Origin of the sequence: Yersinia ruckeri ATCC 29473 (genome assembly GCF_000754815.1) — a bacterium.
Classification (GTDB): Bacteria; Pseudomonadota; Gammaproteobacteria; order Enterobacterales; family Enterobacteriaceae; genus Yersinia; species Yersinia ruckeri.
The window spans coordinates 1,745,294-1,762,959 of the sequence record NZ_KN150747.1; the positions used below are offsets into that span (position 1 = coordinate 1,745,294).

Genomic DNA, 17,666 nt, shown 5'->3' on the forward strand with positions numbered 1-17,666 from the left:
ATAGAGGTTATATTATGCTACGTATTTTAGTCTATTATTTCATGTTAATAAATGGCTTGGTGTATGGTGAGAATGCATACTCTTCTAATATGTATTTTCACGGTACTTTAATTGAGCCGCCTCCATGCATAATTAATGGAGATAAACCCATTAATGTTGATTTTGGCGATTCAGTAGTCACTACCAAGGTTGACGGGGTTAATTATAAACGTCCCGTTGACTACACGCTAAATTGTGAAAATAGTCAAACATCTATATTGAAAATACAAATAAAAGGCAATACCAGTGCTTTTGATTCAACGATACTGTTGACTTCATCTCCTAATTTAGGTATTCAGATTTTTAGTGATGGAGTTAAGTTATCTGTTAATGAATGGGATATTTTCGCACATAACACCCCCCCTGTATTAGAGGTCGTTCCGATTAAAAATAAAAATGCCATACTGAAGGGCGGTAAGTTTGATGCGACAGCTACATTACTCATTGATGTTATATAAAATGAGATAAATAATGAAATTATTAATTTCAACTATTCTGCTACCCGCTATTTTTCTCTTTTCAGAAAAACATGCTCTCGGTGCTGATATTAGCTTACATGGCACATTGATAGAATCACTGCCCTGTACAGTCAAACCTGATGATCAGAGTAGTGAGGTACGCCTAGGAGCAATATATGATAAGTATCTTTATCAATATCAACGCACTGCGGGAAAGGTATTTTATCTACATTTAGAACACTGTGATCTGAGCTTGGCCAATAGTATGACTATTCTATTCACTGGGCAGGAAAACCCCAAACTACCAGGACTGTTGGCGTTGGAAAAAGGGAGTCAAGCTAGTGGAATCGGGATTGGCCTGGAAACAGTGCCAGGTAAAAAACTCGCGCTTGATAAACCCAGTGACCCAATTCCACTGATTGGAGAGGATAATATTATTTCTTTACGTGCATATATAGCCGCAGAACAAAATGCAATCGAACAACGATCAATTACTCCCGGTTTCTTCAGCAGTATTGCCACCTTCAGCATCTCTTATAACTGAATGACATTCATTATTTTATTTTTGCAAAAAGCACTTTGCATCGAATGGATTAACTATGATACGACATATTGCTTTTTTCTTTAGTTTATTACCTGTTTTTTTCATCGGAGTAGCTTATAGCGCCGTCACTGTTGATCCCAATACCCGTCGGCTCAGCGGTTCATTCAGCGCTGCTGATCAGCCCTATGAACTGACGCGTACTAACGTCAGGCTGGCATCGAATAACTACTCCATGGATATTGTGCCTGGTCATCAGTCTTCTAGCCGATGTATCCCTGCCACGGATGCCACTGTTTTACCGCCTGGGTGCATTGATGTTATGGTTGGCTATCAAACGCAAAATATGGTGAGTTACTCGCAAGTTGCCACTTTTACCAACCAATATATCAATGCTGGTGTCACTCTTCCTAGTACGGTCAATCTGAATGTCGATAATACGTTAATTGCTTGTCATGGTGCAGTCCCTGCTATCAGAACTATTGTCAGAAAGTGTTTATCAGTAGTGATTCCCGCAGCAATTGTTGAACCGCCATGTACCATTAGTACCGCTCCGATAACGATTAATCACGGCTCACTTAATGCTAATGTAGTTAATGGAAATACGGCATCGAATTATTTATCGATCCAATGTAGAACTGGCCAATATTTGACGGTGACACCCGCAGCCACTGATATAACTTTACGTTCTGATGGCAGCTTGAAAACAAAAATAAGAGTTAATGATTCTAGCAGTGCTAACGGTGGTAGTCTGGTTTATGCTCCAGCAGGAGGCTATATTACGGTAAAAGTATCATCAACTTTGAATTTACCCTATGGTTCTGTTACTGCTGGCAGTTTTAATGGAAGCACTGTACTGACTATAAACGTTATTTAGTTTTACTTGTGAATTTTTAATAAAAACAGCTCCTTATATAAGTAAGGGGTTACCCTTAAATATTGATATGATATGCTTATTTTATAATGTTCGCATATCCTTATGCGGTCATGATGAAAGTGAAAAATATAATACTAGCCATTACTTCATTATATATGTTGCTTATTATGCACATATACATTCCCAATATGGGTGGTTCGGGATTGCTGCTGCCTGGTAATATAATTGGCTGGATTGTGATATTGTTAATCATACTTTATGCATGGTGTCACTTTGACCACTTTAGCATATTAAAGGTTAATTCATCATGCTATTTATTTCTAATTGGTATATTATTTCTATCTATACCAATATTTAATCAAAATATTTTCTCTAACCAACAAGGTACTATTAGGGTACTTGCCGTTTTCGGTGGGTTAGTATGCTATTTGACATTTTTACAATGCCAATTTAGTGCTAAAGATAAAATATTTATACTATGGATATTAGTCGGTTCAGCTTTAGTTGAGGCTGTATTGGTGTTATTGCAAGCGTTCATCCTGTCTGAAAATAATTGGATGGAGTTTGACATCTTATCCTCGCGTCCTTATGGTATTTTCCAGCAAGTGAATGTAATGGCTAGCTTTATTTCTACTGGGTTAGTCATAGGCATTTATTTGTATATCATGAGGAATGATAGGAAAGGTTTTTTCCCGATAGGAATACGAACTATTGATGTTGCTAATATTACTCTGCTTTTTTCACTCTTGTTGTTTTCAATGACCATAGTGTTGCTTCAATCTAGAATTGGTTATTTAGGATCTATATTGAGTGGTGGTTTTTTACTGATGACTCATTATAAGAATAATAAATTACATTGTTTTATAGTAGTATTGTTTATTATTGTCGGAGTATTCAACGGTTTTCTTATTTTATCGGAAAATATTATTACACAAGTTTCGCATTCATCTTCTAACAATGAAAGATTATTGATATTAAAATACACATGGGAAATGATTCAGCAAAAAATGTGGTTGGGCTGGGGATATGGTGGTTTTGAGTACGGTTTTCATCATTTTTTGGCGGGAAAAATACCAGCAATATCTATGAATCGCGTTACTCACCCCCATAATGAATTGTTGTTTTGGTGGGTTGAAGGCGGGGTTTTTGCTTTGGTCGGAATGCTATTTTTATTGGCGGGTTACCTTCGATTGTTATTTTATCCCCGTAATAAAATTAGCGCATCATTATGGTTACTGACACTGCCAATTACGTTACATATGATGACTGAATATCCATTATATCAATCAGTCGCTCATATCATTACATTGATTTTGTTATTGTCATTGATCACTAATGATACGAAAGTTAATTCTGGTTTAATTCCAGTGAAAATGAAGTTTTTCAACTCTGTGGTTGTGCTTTTTTCATTGTGTGCTTTGTATTTTATGGTCACTGGATTTAAGACGTCAATAGTATTGACGAACTTAGAACGAGGAAGGTTTATTTCATTCGCACCTGCCAGAGAATTATATAATCCATATATAAATATCACTAGGTATAAATTTGATGAGCAGATGCATAATTTGATATTATTCAATACCAATAAAGACTCGAAACTATTGCAAGACTATCTCATCTGGGGGGATGAGTATTCAAAGTGTTACGTTAATATAAATGTATATTTTAATATGATAAAAATAGCAAATTTTCTAAATATGCACGGGAAAGTTAAACAGTTAGTCAGTGAGGCCCGTTTGTTATTTGGTTACCGTGACGACTTTATTGTTTATCTCGATGGTCTATAAATGTTGTCATGAATAAAATCTTGCTGTGGGTTGTCTTGTGCTAGCGATAGAAAAATCAGCATGTATAAAAATCGATTTTTATAGGTTAAAAATAACATATTAAGTTAATGCTTTTTATTCGCTAGCCCATTAAAACTAAAAAATGCGGTTCTGACGTAGGTCAGTAACCGCAATTTTTTAGCCAGAATCTGTTGCAATAATTGGCTAATTAAAACTTGCCATAATCAATGGCAACTAAGCTTTAACTTGTACTTTCATGCCTTGAAACTCAACAATTTGGTCAGCTAGAATTTTGCAGCGTTTACGGGTTTCTACATTTCCGTCAACCTTTACCTGTCCATCAGCAATCGCGGCTTTTGCTGAGGCACCGCTGTCGTTCCAACCTTGCAACTTCAATAAATCACAAAGCTCGACGTGCGGGTGTTTTTCCAAATGAAAAATGTCCATTACTATCCTTTAAATCAATTTTCGTTGATACCGTGATATTCCTCGCAGGCTTGCAAGGTATTTTGAATCAGTGTTGCTACGGTCATTGGACCAACACCACCAGGAACTGGGGTAATCCAACCGGCACGTTCAACGGCGACATCAAACTCTACATCTCCCACTACTTTACCACTTTCCAAGCGGTTGATGCCGACATCAATTACGATCGCGCCTGGTTTAATCCAACTGCCTGGAATAAAGCCCGGCTTACCGACGGCGACAACCAGTAAATCAGCACGCTCAACATGCGCGCGTAGATCTTGGGTAAAGCGATGAGTCACGGTGGTTGTGCAGCCAGCCAGCAGCAACTCAAGGCTCATCGGGCGGCCTACAATATTGGATGCGCCAACCACAACGGCATTCAGACCGTAGGTGTTGATACCACTACGTTCCAGTAGAGTAACGATGCCACGAGGAGTGCAAGGACGTAGCTTTGGCGCACGTTGACACAAGCGGCCGACATTATAAGGATGGAAACCGTCTACGTCCTTGTCTGGGCTAATACGTTCCAGCACTTTTACGTTATCAATACCGGCAGGTAACGGCAGCTGTACCAAAATGCCGTCAATTTCAGCATCTTTATTCAGAGTATCAATCAAAGCCAGTAATTCGGCTTCAGAAGTACTGGTGGGCATGTCGTAAGAACGAGAAAGGAATCCCACTTCTTCACAGGCTTTGCGTTTACTACCCACGTAAATCTGTGAGGCTGGATTTTCACCCACCAGCACGACCGCTAGGCCAGGGGCACGTTTACCCAAAGCCAAACGCTGTTGAACCAGTGCAGCGACTTCAATTCTGACTTGCTGCGCAATCGTTTTACCGTCAATAATTTTTGCTGACATCAGTGGAGGAGTCCATCAATTAAAAAAGCGGGAATATCCCTATTTTGTCAGAAGCGAGGCGCGCTGTCAGGCGTAGAATAACGAATAAATGTACAGGTGAGTGGTTGTAAGGCGAAAACCCATTGACTCGCAGGTGTCTGCCCGTATAATCCAACTCCGCAACTGACCATCCGCAGCAAGTTATCTTGTGGAAAATCAACAATGCGCCCTTAGCTCAGTTGGATAGAGCAACGGCCTTCTAAGCCGTAGGTCACAGGTTCGAATCCTGTAGGGCGTACCATTTTCAAGTAAATAGACGTCAATCGACGTCTTTTTTTATGCCTGAAATTCAGTGAGTTGGGTGATTTTGGCGCGTCGAAATTCTCTCAGAGTCTACCTACATCTACCAGCATCAAGTAGTATCTGTTGGTATGTGTGATGGTACATCCCCGTTCAATGAAATCTTGTACCAACAGCCAGCAACGGAGGGCCTCAAATGGCATTAACCGATGTGAAGGTAAGAAGTGCAAAGCCCACGGATAAGCCTTATAAGCTTACTGATGGCGAAGGCATGCATTTAATGGTTCATCCTAATGGTTCTAAATACTGGCGCTTACAGTACCGCTTTGATGGTAAACAAAAGATGTTGGCGTTGGGTATCTATCCTGAGATTTCGTTATCTGAAGCCAGGCAGCGGAGAGATGAAGCTAAGCGGCAAGTCGCAAACTATATCGATCCCAGCGAACAGAAAAAGGTTGAGAAACAAGCTCGCAAAGTGACAGTGGAAAATACCTTCAAAGCTATCGCATTAGAATGGCATGAGTACAAACGTCCTAACTGGTCGAAGGGTTATGCTGAAGACATTATGGAGGCGTTTGAAAACGATATCTTTCCGGATATCGGTAAGCGCCCAATTGCAGAGATAAAGCCTCTGGAGATCCTTAGTTCACTTCGCAAACTCGAAAAACGTGGTGTACTCGACAAGTTGCGCAAAATCCGTCAGGCCTGCAACCAGGTGTTTCGTTACGCTATTGTCACTGGTCGAGCTGAAAGTAACCCAGCCTCAGAGTTGGCAAGTGCATTAACCCCGCCAAAATCTGTTCATTACCCTCATTTGCTAGCGGATGAACTTCCTTCTTTTTTAGAGGCTCTCACCGCTTACTCCGGCAGCCCAATAACTCGGCTAGCAACAAAGATTCTGATGTTGACGGGAGTTCGTACCGTTGAACTTAGAATGGCCGAATGGAAAGAATTCGACTTCGATAAGCGAGTTTGGGAAGTACCGGTAGAAAGGATGAAGATGCGCCGCCCACATCTGGTGCCATTGTCCGATCAGGTAGTGGGAGCACTACGTGAAATCCATGCTGTGACTGGTCGCTACAATCTGGTATTTCCTGGGCGTAACGACATCACTAAGCCGATGAGCGAAGCGAGTATTAATCAGGTACTGAAAAGGGTGGGGTATCACGGGAAGGCGACTGGCCATGGTTTCCGGCACACGATGAGTACTATCTTGCACGAACAAGGCTATAACACGGCGTGGATCGAGTTACAGCTTGCTCATGTGGATAAGAACACCATTCGTGGCACGTACAACCATGCTCAATATCTGGAGCAGCGTAGGGATATGTTGCAGTGGTATGGGGATTATATTGACAAACTAGAACTCGGTGGGGGTGTGGTTCACGGGGAGTTTGGTAGCCGAGCCTAAGTTAACGTGATTTTTCTTAATTAGATCAACAGTGCTAGAGCGAAAGTGCTGGCACTGTTGGTTTCAGCAGCCACTTGTTTTTTTTCGGTGAGATAATGGAAGGTTTGCGCTGGGTTGGTGACCGTAATCTGGCCGGAACCGATGATCGCGAACACCGTCAAAAAAGTAATGCGTGTGATGGACTATGATACCTAGGTTGAAATTGCGGACGTATTGTCACCGCCAAGGTTTTTGACCATATTTCAGAACTATGGCTTGTAGTTCGTTGATTGAGTCGGGATTGTGGTCGAAGGATGCGGTAGAGCGGCAGATGAGCCATCACGAGCGTAACTCTGTACATGCTGCTTATATTCATAAGGCGGAACACCTTGATGAGTGTTCTTGACCCGCCATATCCTACCAGTTATGCAGCCAATAGAAGATATCTTGCGTTGCATGGGTACCCTATCACCAAAAAAGTCAGTTACCATTAATGGCAACTGACTTTGATATCAGCGATTCAAGCTAAGAATAGGTCTGGTAGCAGGCCGAGATATGGGAATGGTTAGCCAGTTTTGTGGTAGCAAATCTTGGATTTTGTCTGGGGAATTTGTCCCTTTGGAAGAGGCCCAAGTACAATTCAAATTGCTGAAGTCGCCGACTCTAGATTTAAACAATAATTCCAAGTGCTTAATCCGGTCCGGGTCTTTGGTCATGTACCCAATAGGCAAACTCACCCCGCTATCGGTATTAGGTTGACCATGGTACTGAATCAGGCCAAAAATGTCGGGAATTACAAACAACTCGAGTCGATCGAGGGCTAACGGGGTCGACAAACCACATGGGAATATATTCTTCAGGTACTGTCGTACATCCCAGTGTCCACCTTGATGAATTAGGGATACTTTTGCATCGCTATCTTTCTGCTCAAGAATGCTTTTGAGATCCTGAACAAAGCGATCTATGTCTTCTGAGTTGGCCCCCCAAAATGGAACATTGCTCGGCATCCACAGTGCTTTTAGATCTGTAACTTCATCCTGCTCGTGTAGTGTTTTACGAATCCATTGCAACGCATCACGCCGATTTTCAAGTAGATATAAGGGTCCAAATACACCACGCGTATCAGTCGAGCCATAACCAGTCTTGCTCTCATCTCGGGCAAGCATCCAACGTGAGTAGTCTACCCGGTATCCGTTGACAAAATTTTTCAACACGTGGTCATTAGCTAATTGGCAGTAAGTTTCCGCATCTGTGCCTTTTTCTTCGATGTAGTTCGAGCCAAGGAAATCTGCGATATGGGCTTCCAGCTTACTGCTGAGGGGGCGACTCTGGTTAGGGCCCAGCCGTTCAGCGGAGCGGATCAACTGTTTTGGCTCACCCTTAGCCTGCTGATAGGTGAACTCAATATCGACTGCTAGCTGAAGTACATCACTAGCACTGCTGCCCATCACTTTGTAAAGTTGGGTACGTTGACGTTCGTGCTCGTTGTTGCGAGTGATTTCTAGATGGCTGCGGAACTGTCGACCGAATTCTTCAATGATTTTATCCATTCCTAATCCCTTTGCGGATTCGGGCATGGCAAGCTCTGGTAGACCGAACATCAACCGACTCAGCCGCTGTTCTTTACGTACTGTCAAAGCGAAAGCGTCAAGTATTACATGTTCGGTCTGCTCGTTGTATTTAACCAGCATTGGTACGCCATCACCATAACCGACCTGACTCTTTAACAGTGGACTGGGGACTAGGTAACCTTGGTTATCCAATGCGGCTAGGCGTTTATCTTCTAATGAATTAAGCAACTCTTCTTCTTCTCGCTCCGAGAGCCCGAAGAATTCACGGAGCTCGAGGGGCAACATCCGTTCAAAGAGTATAAGTAGTCGGCAAGCAAATAGCTCAATGGCAGGCATGGGCTTTTCTTCGGTCCATGCTACGTTCATGATGTATTTTCGGGCGGGAATCAGGATGGTGATGCGGTTCCCAACACGAGCTTTAGTATCTGTAGAAAGCGAGATCATACTGGTATGCCTTCCTTGTTGAATTCAAGAGTCGTAATCATCTGGTAATGGCTATTGTCTTGTATTGCTCGCTCAGTGATGTATTCATACACTGAGCCCAATGCAGAGTCATTGTTATCTTTACGCCACATCCTGCCAGCCCCAAGGATAACTAAGCGCTCCTGGGCACGAGAAATAGCTACGTTGATTCGAGGCGTATCCCGCAAAAAGCCCTGCAGGGCGTTGGGATTGTCCCGCACTAAGCTAAGAATGATGATCTTGTTTTCCTGACCCTGGTAAGAATCGACAGTGTCGATCCGGATTAGGTGACGCAGCGGGCCCATCCACTCAGCTTGATTGAGCTGAGTCTCAATCTCATTTTTTTGGGCTCTGTACATGGTAATGATACCGATCGGATGAGGGTGTTCATTTGTGACCGTTCGTTGCAGGTGTTCAACAGCATCTGCATCTACTAGCACTCGCAACGAATGCAATAACAAATCTATTTCATGCTGGTTGGTGTAGCCAGGTTTAGTCTGTTTCTCACCCTGCTCAGAGGTTGTATCGATCCAGCTAACCCCCTTGTTCCATGGGGCGGGTAATTCATCGAACCATGCCTTGGCTGGTCCTCGTCCTGTGTGCAGCTTACCAATATCATCTGCGTAAAAACAGGCTGAGACTAGATCGCCTATGGGTTCAATCATTCGGTATTGTGTATCCAGAGTCACTCCACCACATGCATTGAAGGCCCGCTCGAAATCAGATTCCACGAAGGCTTCTTTGCTCACATCGAGTAGTTTGCTGGCGTGTTTTATATGCCCATTCTGGTAAAATGGTGGTAACTGCTTATGATCGCCCACCAATAAGACGCGTTTTGCACTTTGCAATGCAACCATCAACTCACTGGCCTGAGCACGGCCAGCCTCATCGACAATAACCCAATCAAATTGGCTCTGATCCAACTCTAAACTGCGACGTCCAACCCCAACGAGTGTACCGCAGGCTAATTGTTTGGTTTTCAGCATAAAGCGGTCATAGCCAGCCTCTCCAGAGCGCAGGACATCGAGCCACTCCTGACTTAGGGATAACAATCGATGCAGGCGATCCACCTTGACGGGGTTGTTCACTCCATGGCTCTGAGCCAAGATTTGAAGTAGCTTGTCTAGTAACAGCTCACTATTTGTTGGCAACTCGCCAAATGCACTGTTGAACTGCTGGCGGACGATTGTCTCAATTGTTTCCACCGTCTGATTTCTTTGGTGCGTTAATTCCACTAACTGGCTCACATGGATCTCATTGGACTCTCCGCCAGTGCGCACCAGCTTTTCTCGCTGACGTTCATACTGTCCTAATTGCACCAACAAAGGAGCTAGACTACGGTGTAATCGCGTTGCATCTTGAACCAGCTCATGTGGTAGCTGTAGTCGGGTGGAGAGGGCGCTAACCCGTATGTCATATTCCCGGTGAAACTTGTGGCGGATCTTCTGCTGCAAAGCTCGGGTATGTGTAGGCAGCATACGATCATCGATCAGCGATTCATTGCCAATTCGAATAGTATCCAGTTCCAGACCCTTGTCAGAGCAAAGCTCTCTCGCCTTTATCGCGACGTTATCCACCGCTGAGTGCTGTTGGCCCACCAGTAAGATGTTGTTCATACCGGCATGTTCAAACAGATAGTGGATGAATTTACTGACAAAAGTAGTTTTACCAGTACCTGGCGGTCCTTGAAGCACACCGACAGGGCCTTGTCCTACTAAGAACTGAAATGCTTCAAGTTGTTTATTATTTGTTTCCTGTCCTGGAACATCGTACAACTCCCGCAGTTTCTGAACTGTCGGACGATCCGCCATTTCTCTCAGGGCTGGTTTTTGTCTGGTATCAAAATAGTCAGCCAAGTTGGGTATGAGCGACTTTTTCGTCATAACCCGGTTCAGAGCCTTAAGTCTCAGATCCCTTGATGATTTGCTGCGAATGGATTCTAGTTGAAGTGATTTTCCGGGTATAAACTGCTTACTAGCCCAATGGTTAACCGGCTGTATCGCCATATAGCTACCGGTCGTCTCGTTGATCAAGAGCTCACCAAGCTTTTCATCTGACTTAGGCTGATAGATATAGTAGGTCTCATCTGCATCGATCTGCAGATCCCGTCCATCGAGGCACAAATAGGGGTACATCGGGTATCCACTATCGCTGACTTTTTCCTCAACGTTAGATTCAATTTGAAAGCTTTGGCGAAGTTGCCCTTCCGTATCAGCCAACGCTTTCCATAATTTATCTGGGGACAACTCCAAGCGCTCTTCATCCGTCAAAGGAACGTCATAAACTTCCTCGGAAAGACTGAATTGCTCAATAATGGCATCAATCACAGCCTCCATGCTTAGAATTGCATCAACCAGAGTGCACTGCTCATCTAGAGGGCCATTTTGCAGAGCAATAGGCCGGGATAGTCGCCCAACAGAACGCCGTTGGGCGCTGACTACATCACTCAGTGGAATAGAAGCTGTGTGTCGGACTTTGGTTATTTTACGTGCTTCAACATCTAGGTTTACTTGTAGATAAGCTGTATTACCCGTAATAAAACAAGCAAGTTCTTTAGTAGGGCCGTGGACTCGGCTATTAACCCATTTGCAGTTGAAATAGTAACCGCCGTCGATTGTGTCCAAAAGTGTGGGCGCTGTCGGAAAGCTGTTAGCTCTCCAGCTCAACAAAATAGGTTCTTTTTTTTCAATCTCTGCTTGTTCTGACTGTTCTGACTGTTCTGACTGTTCTGACTGTTCTGGCTCTAGGGCTGTATGCAGTGCATTGAGCAATGGGGTAAGAGAGACTGGGATTTGAGTTTGATTGTCACGAGCTCTAATGAATTCCTCTTGAACTTTCGGTGGCAATTCTCCTGCGAAAAGCTCTTCGACGATCTTGAAGACGGCACATCGGTCACGACCATAGGCATCAGTTATGGCAGGGTTTGATGGCCCATACTCAGTATTAAACGCCTCCGTTTCACTACCGTAATCGAGCACGTCTACAAGCATGATTTTCTCGGCATTGCAGTCTTTCACAAGAATATTCTCTGGATGTAGATCTCCATGGGCAAATCGCTTTTCGTGAAAATCAATTACGGTACTAACCAGATTAATTGCAAGATCCCGCTTGTCTTTTTGAGACAATGTAAGATCCAATAGATAACTTGGCCAAGTTTCACCTTCCACATATTCTGTAGCGACAAACAGCCCCTGAGGATTCATTAAACCGAAGTCCACGATCTTTGGAGTTGCTAAAGTGGCGTCCTGGAACTGTTCCAGACGTTTCAGAAACTGTAGTATTCGACGGTTGGAGCCGGGTTGATTTCGAGAGACCTGAACGTTGTCCCACAACTTCACAAGCATTTCCTGGTTATCTTTATGAGCCAAGAAAGCCTTCTTGCTGCTCCCGCTGGCTAAGGCCTTGAATGCATCCTGAAGCTTATCTGGTGAAGGGGGAAAGGCCTGTAGTATTAAGTATGGTGTGAGATCTTGGCGTCGGTGGGGGCTGTGCATCAATTGCTCAAAGATCTGTTGGGAGTCCTTATCTTCTGCAGGGCACGTTCCGGTGAGGGAGTTGAACTCTGTCAGCATGCTAGGAGCACCTTCAAAGCGTTCAACTGCATCCCAAGAGAGAGCTTTTTCAAACCAAGAGTTCAGTAGGCCATCGAAAGGATCGTTTACGGGAATGGTCCATTCGGGGACTCCATCCACTTGCTCAAGCTTCTGATTGAAGCAGATCTGATAAGCCACTGAGGCCAGTAGGAAGACATCAATACGAAAAGCATCAATGATGTCACCTTCACACATAGCATCTTCGGGCAATGCGACTGGTGAACTTTGAAGCAATTTTCGATGTTCGGCCACTGTTCCAGATTCGGGAAAAAATGCGGCGCCAAAGCCAGATGCCAGAATACTATCGTGATTGTTGGCATACCAGAGGTTGTGTGGGTCAACATCACGATGAGCAATGTTCAACGCATGTAAGTCAGCAAACGGGGCCAAAAGCGCTCGTACGCGATCCATCCGTTGCTCCCTTGACCAGGCTGCAGAATCACTAGCGATGACTTCATCCAAGCGCTCGGTATTTCGAGGCAATTCATATAACTCACAGAAATCCTCCGTGACGTCATCGATGGAAACGTCGTTGACGTACCTAAGCAGGTAATCACGCATATTGCTGTTATCGCGAATGAATTTGCCTATCCGATTTTCACGGAGGGCAATATCAGCCCAGGTCGATTGTAAGGCATGCAGGGTACCTAATTGATTGAAGTCCCAGCGGCGGATCAGTCCCTTCGCTGAGGGCATTGACCGGTCTTGAGCCAAGTATTCCTTGTAGATTGAGTTTCGGTGAGCAAACCAAGATTTATTCGTGTGAGCCTGAAAGTTACCAACAACAAGCTCTTTTTTCTGAATCTTTGGGCCTTCGATAAATTTGTAGATGATCTGCAGGGATTTTTCAGAGTTTGGCCTCGCTTTCCCGGTTGAGTTGAAGAATCCGGCCAGTTTTTTATTGGCGACGAGAGTGTCATACTTTTCAGGAGCTCGAATAGCAAGAAACTCATCCAGTGAGTGAACGAAAGGCCTTTCTATGAGGGGAAGATTTTCTGGAGTAGCGTTTCCGCATAGTACAACATGGGCCTCTACGGTGAGCCAATAACCGAGGTTGTGTGACAACTCTCTATCAAGTAGCTTCTGTAGGCGTAGGGCATGTTCTCGTTTGATAGCAAAAGGGCTTTTGCCACGGTTTTGGCCATTCTGGATCCACATCCCATTGTCATATTCGATTATACCATTCCACTCTTTCAGCTCGACCAAAAGCAGACGGTCATGAGTAATTATAAGGCAGTCGATTTCCATTGGCCCTTGAGCATCCGACGCAACCAACCCCGCAAATCCGTGCCAGCTGCTTTGAAACTGCTGCTCCATTTTACTGATTGCCCTAAGCTCACTTGCGTGAAGTCCAGCTCCACCCACTTTTTTTATGTCCATCGACCTTATGCCCTTATTTCAGAGGTTTTATAATTTATTGAATATAAATTATTTTTATTGTCTGAAGCGGCAATCAGTTATAAGTCAAACTTCATGCCAATCCTCAATTTGATAAATCAGCTATGAAGGTACTTCTTGAAGTTCTCCGCCTGCTCTAGCACGCTCTTGTAGACTGCATCGTTGGCTACCGGTGGGAAACCATAGCGGTGTAATAGCAAGATAAGATCTACTTTCAGCTTGGCCTTGATATCGTCGCGGTTGCTCCAGTCGGGGTACTGGGCGCTGTCGTCGACAATAACCTTCATATCCTTGGCCAATTCCAACATCTTATCCTTGTCATAGGTGAAATCGTACTTCTCACACATATGCGCCAGGATATCGAGAAAGGCTTTCTCTTCCATATCGATGCCAATATCGGCGAACGACATCATCTCGGTCTTAATGTCGTAGATCATGTCGGCCATCTGCTGGGTGAAAGTATCGAACTCTTCACCGTTGAGCACGTCGTTCTCTTTACGCTGATTATACTGTTCAACCAATGCCTGGAAACGCTTGGAGAAATTGATGCCCTGAAGCTGGTTCACCTTTTGAAAATCACTAATAGCTTTTGCCAGCATCTTTTGCAGCAGTTGCATCCGGGTATTAGGCAACTTGATCTTGCCAATGCGAGCCATGTACTCATCATCAAAGATGTCGATGGTCTCAGCTTTATCTTCGCCTAAGGTGAAGATCTCCTCTACTCCTTCAGCCTTGAGTGCCTCGGCAATCATCTCACGCACTTTCTGATTCATCTGCGCGGTGTCTGGCGCATCGCCCTTAGTCAGCTTGAAGACGATAGAACGCACGGCCAGATAGAAATGAATTCGCTCTCGCTCATCCTGAGTGATCTCTTCACTGCCAACGCAAACGTCATAGGCGGCTTTCAGGCGTTTCACCAATCCCATAAAGCGCAACTCAATCTTCTTGGTCTGCAGCGCAAACTCGGCGGCCCGGTTGAGGCATTCCAGCTGTAAGGTCGGCGCGGCAGAGAAGTAATTGCGGCTATCGAAAGTATGGAACACCTGAGCAAGCAGATGCAGGTGATTACGCACCTCAATCAGTGACTGTTGGACATCTTCAAAGTTGGATTTATCAGCCTTCGAGTACATGGCCAATGCCATGTTCATCCGGCTTTTAATGCCGATGTAATCGACTACCAACCCCTTTTCCTTACCCTCAAACCGGCGGTTTACACGCGAGATAGTTTGGATCAGGTTGTGCTTTTGCAACGGTTTATCGATGTATATTGTATCAAGTTCGGGCACGTCAAAGCCGGTCAGCCACATGTCCACCACAATCGCAATTTTGAAGTTGGACTTAGGGTTCTTGAACTGTTTGTCCAGCTCACGGCGGTACTCCTTAGTACCGAGCAAGTTATACATGGCCTCATCATCATCTTGGCCCCGAGTCATTACCATGTTGACCAGAGGAAGACTCATCAGTTCTTTTTTCTCTTGCTCGGTAAGGGTGACACCATCGATAGCCTGTTTCGCCTCGAACCAATCGGGGCTCTGTAGCTTCAGACTCTTATAGAAATCGTAGGCAATCTCCCGGCTGGCACAGACAAACATCGCCTTACCTTTGATGGTCGAACCTTCCGTCACCCGTTTTTCGTAATGCTGTGCGAAATCCTTGGCCAATGCTTCGATGCGATCCGGATCGCCCAAGATGGAATTCATATTGGCCGTGGTTTTCTTGCTCTCTTCAATCTGGTGTTCACTGGCACCTAACTTTTCGCATTCTTGATAGTACTGCTCGATCTCTTCCAGCCTGCTGTTATCAAGCACCACTTTGGCCGCTCGTCCTTCGTAGACAATTCGCACCGTGATTTCATCATTAACCGATTCGGTCATGGTGTAACTATCGATGGTGGGGCCAAATACATCCAGAGTGGCGTCGATAGGGGTGCCGGTAAAGCCAACATAGGTCGCATTAGGCAGCGAGTCGTGCAGATACTTAGCAAAACCATAGGTTTTCTTCACTGTGCCGCTCTCAGCGTCGATGCTGATCTTAAGGTCGAGGTTAATCTGGCTGCGGTGGGCTTCGTCAGAGATACAGATGATGTTGCTGCGACTGGAGAGCAGTTGAATATCTTCAGTGAATTTATGAATGGTCGTGAGGAATACCCCGCCGCTGGCGCATCCGGCCAGCTTGTCCCGCAGATCCTGACGGCTGGTGACCGGTTCAATCACTGCATCTCCGATAAAAGCGGTGGCATTGCAGAATTGCTTCGCGAGCTGTTCATCGAGATCGGTGCGGTCGGTAATGAGAACAATGGTCGGACTGGCAAAATCGACGCTCTTCATCAACAACCGGGTAAGAAACTGCATGGTATAGCTCTTGCCGCAGCCCGTGGCACCAAAGTAGGTTCCCCCTTTACCAGTGCCACCGATATTCTCGCCGTTGGCCGCTATCTGCTTGCGCTCTTTTTTAATGTTGTAGTAAAGCTTACGGGCGGCGTAGTACTGCGGATAGCGACAGCAGATCTTCACTTCCTGTTTGCTGGTGTCTGGGAAGAAGACGAAGTTCTTCAACACGTCCAGCAGACGGACCGGATGAAATAGCCCTTGGATCAGGGTGTAGAGACCATTGATGCCATCTTGCTCTGTGGACTCGTTACCGTTCACCTTGCGCCAAGCGTAGTAGAACTCGTAAGGAGCAAACAGGTTACCTAGCTTATTGTTAACTCCGTCACTGAGAATACACAGAGCGTTATAGACAAACAGCTTAGGAATGTCGCGCTTGTAGCGCACGCATAGTTGGCGCCAGGCGTCATAGGTGGTGGCCTCTTCTTCCCGTACCGCCGATTTAAACTCGAAGACTACCAGCGGCAAGCCATTCACATACAAGATGGCATCGGGGATACGCAGTTGCAGCCCGCCGTCACGGGTCTGTCCTTCTATCTCTAGTTGACTAACCAACCGGTAGATATTATTGCCCACCTCGACCATATCTTCGCCATGCCCTGTAAATAAGCTGGCTAACTGCTCTGACAAGGTGCTGGTATCCATCAGCTCGATATAGAGGTCTTTCTTATTACGATCTTCACGTTTAAGTAAAAAGCCGTTGCTGAGCCAGTGGCAGAAGGTTTTATTGCTCTGGTAGAGATCGCTGGCAGGCAGTGTCTGCAACTGATGGAGGATGTGAAAAATCTCCCCTTCCGTGATCCCCTCAGCCTGATACTGGTTGACGAGAAACTGGCGCAGGTCATCCGTAATAAGCACTTCACTTTTATCGATGCGCGGCACATTGCTACCGACAAAATGAGGGTAACAGGATTGGCCTTCCGCATTCGAGTGCTGCCCCAGTAGGGAGATAATGGCCTGTTCCAGCTTCGCTTCCGTGAAAATATGGCTCATGGCAATGGCTTCTTCTTCGTTTTGTGGTCGGTATAGCCGATCAGTAATAACCGCCTCACCATAAATAAATCGTGTGGCGTTAGGAGGGTTTATGCCAATACTTCGTCTGCGGTGTCGACCTCACTATCGCTAATGCGCAGATCACCGGAGATTAGTTTGGGTAGCAAGGTATCTCGGAGTTTGATGAGCTCGGAGTTCTGTTGACGGTTTGATACCTGCTTTTCAGAAAATGACTTAAATGATCGCTCTGCTTTCTCTGCAATATCAAATGGCGGTAAAACCACGAATTGCTCTGATAGAATTTTACGACTAAGTTCTGTTTGTCCAGTGCTTCCCTCGCCCAGTCGCTCAATTAATGCTTCCAGAGAAAGCATTAATTGACCAAAAGTAAAAATAGGGCATGCATTATCACTCACCCTTACGACAGTGACATGCGAATCAGCAACTGTAGTTTCAGATAGATGAGTTACTTGTGCTATCCGCCCCAAGGTTCCAACCCCTGTAGAATTAACTAATACTGAATAGACCCGGGTTTCGTAGACACTTTTTTGCCTCATAATGGA

Annotated in this window: 12 protein-coding genes, 1 tRNA gene and 1 pseudogene; 7 read left to right on the forward strand and 7 right to left on the reverse strand. The window is 44.9% G+C overall.

Annotation, left to right across the window (positions count from 1 at the left end; all coding sequences use genetic code 11):
• The first annotated feature begins 14 nt into the window (after positions 1-14).
• The 4 genes from DJ39_RS07745 (at position 15) to DJ39_RS07760 (ending at position 3,702) form a co-directional block, all read left to right on the forward strand.
• Positions 15-497 carry a fimbrial protein gene (locus DJ39_RS07745; RefSeq protein WP_049687939.1) on the forward strand — a complete coding sequence of 161 codons (483 nt, stop codon included), beginning with the start codon at positions 15-17 and terminating at the stop codon, positions 495-497.
• Positions 498-510: 13 nt separating this feature from the next.
• Positions 511-1,041 (forward strand): fimbrial protein, encoded by a 531-nt coding sequence (locus DJ39_RS07750; protein WP_004718857.1) that lies wholly within the window; start codon positions 511-513, stop codon positions 1,039-1,041.
• A 55-nt stretch (positions 1,042-1,096) separates the two neighbouring features.
• Positions 1,097-1,915 carry an MrpH family fimbial adhesin gene (locus DJ39_RS07755; protein WP_004718859.1) on the forward strand — a complete coding sequence of 273 codons (819 nt, stop codon included), beginning with the start codon at positions 1,097-1,099 and terminating at the stop codon, positions 1,913-1,915.
• 110 nt (positions 1,916-2,025) lie between these two features.
• Positions 2,026-3,702: a PglL family O-oligosaccharyltransferase gene (locus DJ39_RS07760; protein WP_162013023.1), complete on the forward strand. Its 1,677-nt coding sequence runs from the start codon at positions 2,026-2,028 to the stop codon at positions 3,700-3,702.
• A 234-nt stretch (positions 3,703-3,936) separates the two neighbouring features.
• Here the strand turns inward: DJ39_RS07760 and ybcJ are convergent, their stop codons facing one another.
• Together ybcJ and folD are read right to left on the reverse strand one after the other, a co-directional pair.
• Positions 3,937-4,149 (reverse strand): ribosome-associated protein YbcJ, encoded by a 213-nt coding sequence (ybcJ, locus tag DJ39_RS07765; RefSeq protein ID WP_004390634.1) that lies wholly within the window; start codon positions 4,147-4,149, stop codon positions 3,937-3,939.
• A gap of 14 nt (positions 4,150-4,163) precedes the next feature.
• Entirely contained in the window at positions 4,164-5,030 is an 867-nt protein-coding gene (gene folD, locus DJ39_RS07770; protein WP_004718865.1) for a bifunctional methylenetetrahydrofolate dehydrogenase/methenyltetrahydrofolate cyclohydrolase FolD, read from the reverse strand.
• Between the two features lie 203 nt (positions 5,031-5,233).
• Between folD and DJ39_RS07775 the strand changes: the two genes are divergently transcribed.
• Positions 5,234-5,310, forward strand: a tRNA-Arg gene (locus DJ39_RS07775).
• 195 nt (positions 5,311-5,505) lie between these two features.
• Complete coding sequence (locus DJ39_RS07780; protein ID WP_004718866.1) at positions 5,506-6,720, forward strand: tyrosine-type recombinase/integrase; 1,215 nt, start codon at positions 5,506-5,508, stop codon at positions 6,718-6,720.
• A 20-nt stretch (positions 6,721-6,740) separates the two neighbouring features.
• Here the strand turns inward: DJ39_RS07780 and DJ39_RS18110 are convergent, their stop codons facing one another.
• A complete protein-coding gene (locus DJ39_RS18110) occupies positions 6,741-6,881 on the reverse strand; it encodes a hypothetical protein (RefSeq protein WP_162013022.1) in 141 nt (46 codons plus the stop codon).
• Between DJ39_RS18110 and DJ39_RS18245 the strand changes: the two are divergent.
• A pseudogene (locus DJ39_RS18245) lies at positions 6,856-7,096 on the forward strand (hypothetical protein); the annotation flags it as partial. The gene DJ39_RS18110 and the pseudogene DJ39_RS18245 overlap by 26 nt on opposite strands.
• A 115-nt stretch (positions 7,097-7,211) precedes the next feature.
• Here DJ39_RS18245 and DJ39_RS07785 read toward each other — a convergent pair.
• The 4 genes from DJ39_RS07785 to DJ39_RS18170 all read right to left on the reverse strand — a co-directional run bounded on the left by DJ39_RS07785 (position 7,212) and on the right by DJ39_RS18170 (position 17,660).
• Positions 7,212-8,714: a hypothetical protein gene (locus DJ39_RS07785; protein WP_038251284.1), complete on the reverse strand. Its 1,503-nt coding sequence runs from the start codon at positions 8,712-8,714 to the stop codon at positions 7,212-7,214.
• Entirely contained in the window at positions 8,711-13,705 is a 4,995-nt protein-coding gene (locus DJ39_RS07790) for an AAA domain-containing protein (RefSeq protein WP_004718872.1), read from the reverse strand. The genes DJ39_RS07785 and DJ39_RS07790 overlap by 4 nt, the downstream gene beginning before the upstream one ends.
• A 116-nt stretch (positions 13,706-13,821) precedes the next feature.
• A complete protein-coding gene (locus DJ39_RS07795) occupies positions 13,822-17,103 on the reverse strand; it encodes a type I restriction endonuclease subunit R (protein WP_004718874.1) in 3,282 nt (1,093 codons plus the stop codon).
• An 89-nt stretch (positions 17,104-17,192) separates the two neighbouring features.
• Complete coding sequence (locus DJ39_RS18170; protein ID WP_207973446.1) at positions 17,193-17,660, reverse strand: restriction endonuclease subunit S domain-containing protein; 468 nt, start codon at positions 17,658-17,660, stop codon at positions 17,193-17,195.
• Between the last annotated feature and the right edge of the window lie 6 nt (positions 17,661-17,666).

Excerpts from the sequence above, each read along its gene's own strand:
- DJ39_RS18170 (WP_207973446.1), bottom strand. The coding sequence starts at position 17,660 with ATGAGGCAAAAAAGTGTCTACGAAACCCGGGTCTATTCAGTATTAGTT.
- DJ39_RS07780 (WP_004718866.1), top strand. The coding sequence starts at position 5,506 with ATGGCATTAACCGATGTGAAGGTAAGAAGTGCAAAGCCCACGGATAAG.
- DJ39_RS07755 (WP_004718859.1), top strand. The coding sequence starts at position 1,097 with ATGATACGACATATTGCTTTTTTCTTTAGTTTATTACCTGTTTTTTTC.
- DJ39_RS07790 (WP_004718872.1), bottom strand. The coding sequence starts at position 13,705 with ATGGACATAAAAAAAGTGGGTGGAGCTGGACTTCACGCAAGTGAGCTT.
- DJ39_RS07795 (WP_004718874.1), bottom strand. The coding sequence starts at position 17,103 with ATGAGCCATATTTTCACGGAAGCGAAGCTGGAACAGGCCATTATCTCC.
- DJ39_RS07745 (WP_049687939.1), top strand. The coding sequence starts at position 15 with ATGCTACGTATTTTAGTCTATTATTTCATGTTAATAAATGGCTTGGTG.
- DJ39_RS07785 (WP_038251284.1), bottom strand. The coding sequence starts at position 8,714 with ATGATCTCGCTTTCTACAGATACTAAAGCTCGTGTTGGGAACCGCATC.
- ybcJ (WP_004390634.1), bottom strand. The coding sequence starts at position 4,149 with ATGGACATTTTTCATTTGGAAAAACACCCGCACGTCGAGCTTTGTGAT.
- folD (WP_004718865.1), bottom strand. The coding sequence starts at position 5,030 with ATGTCAGCAAAAATTATTGACGGTAAAACGATTGCGCAGCAAGTCAGA.
- DJ39_RS07750 (WP_004718857.1), top strand. The coding sequence starts at position 511 with ATGAAATTATTAATTTCAACTATTCTGCTACCCGCTATTTTTCTCTTT.
- DJ39_RS07760 (WP_162013023.1), top strand. The coding sequence starts at position 2,026 with ATGATGAAAGTGAAAAATATAATACTAGCCATTACTTCATTATATATG.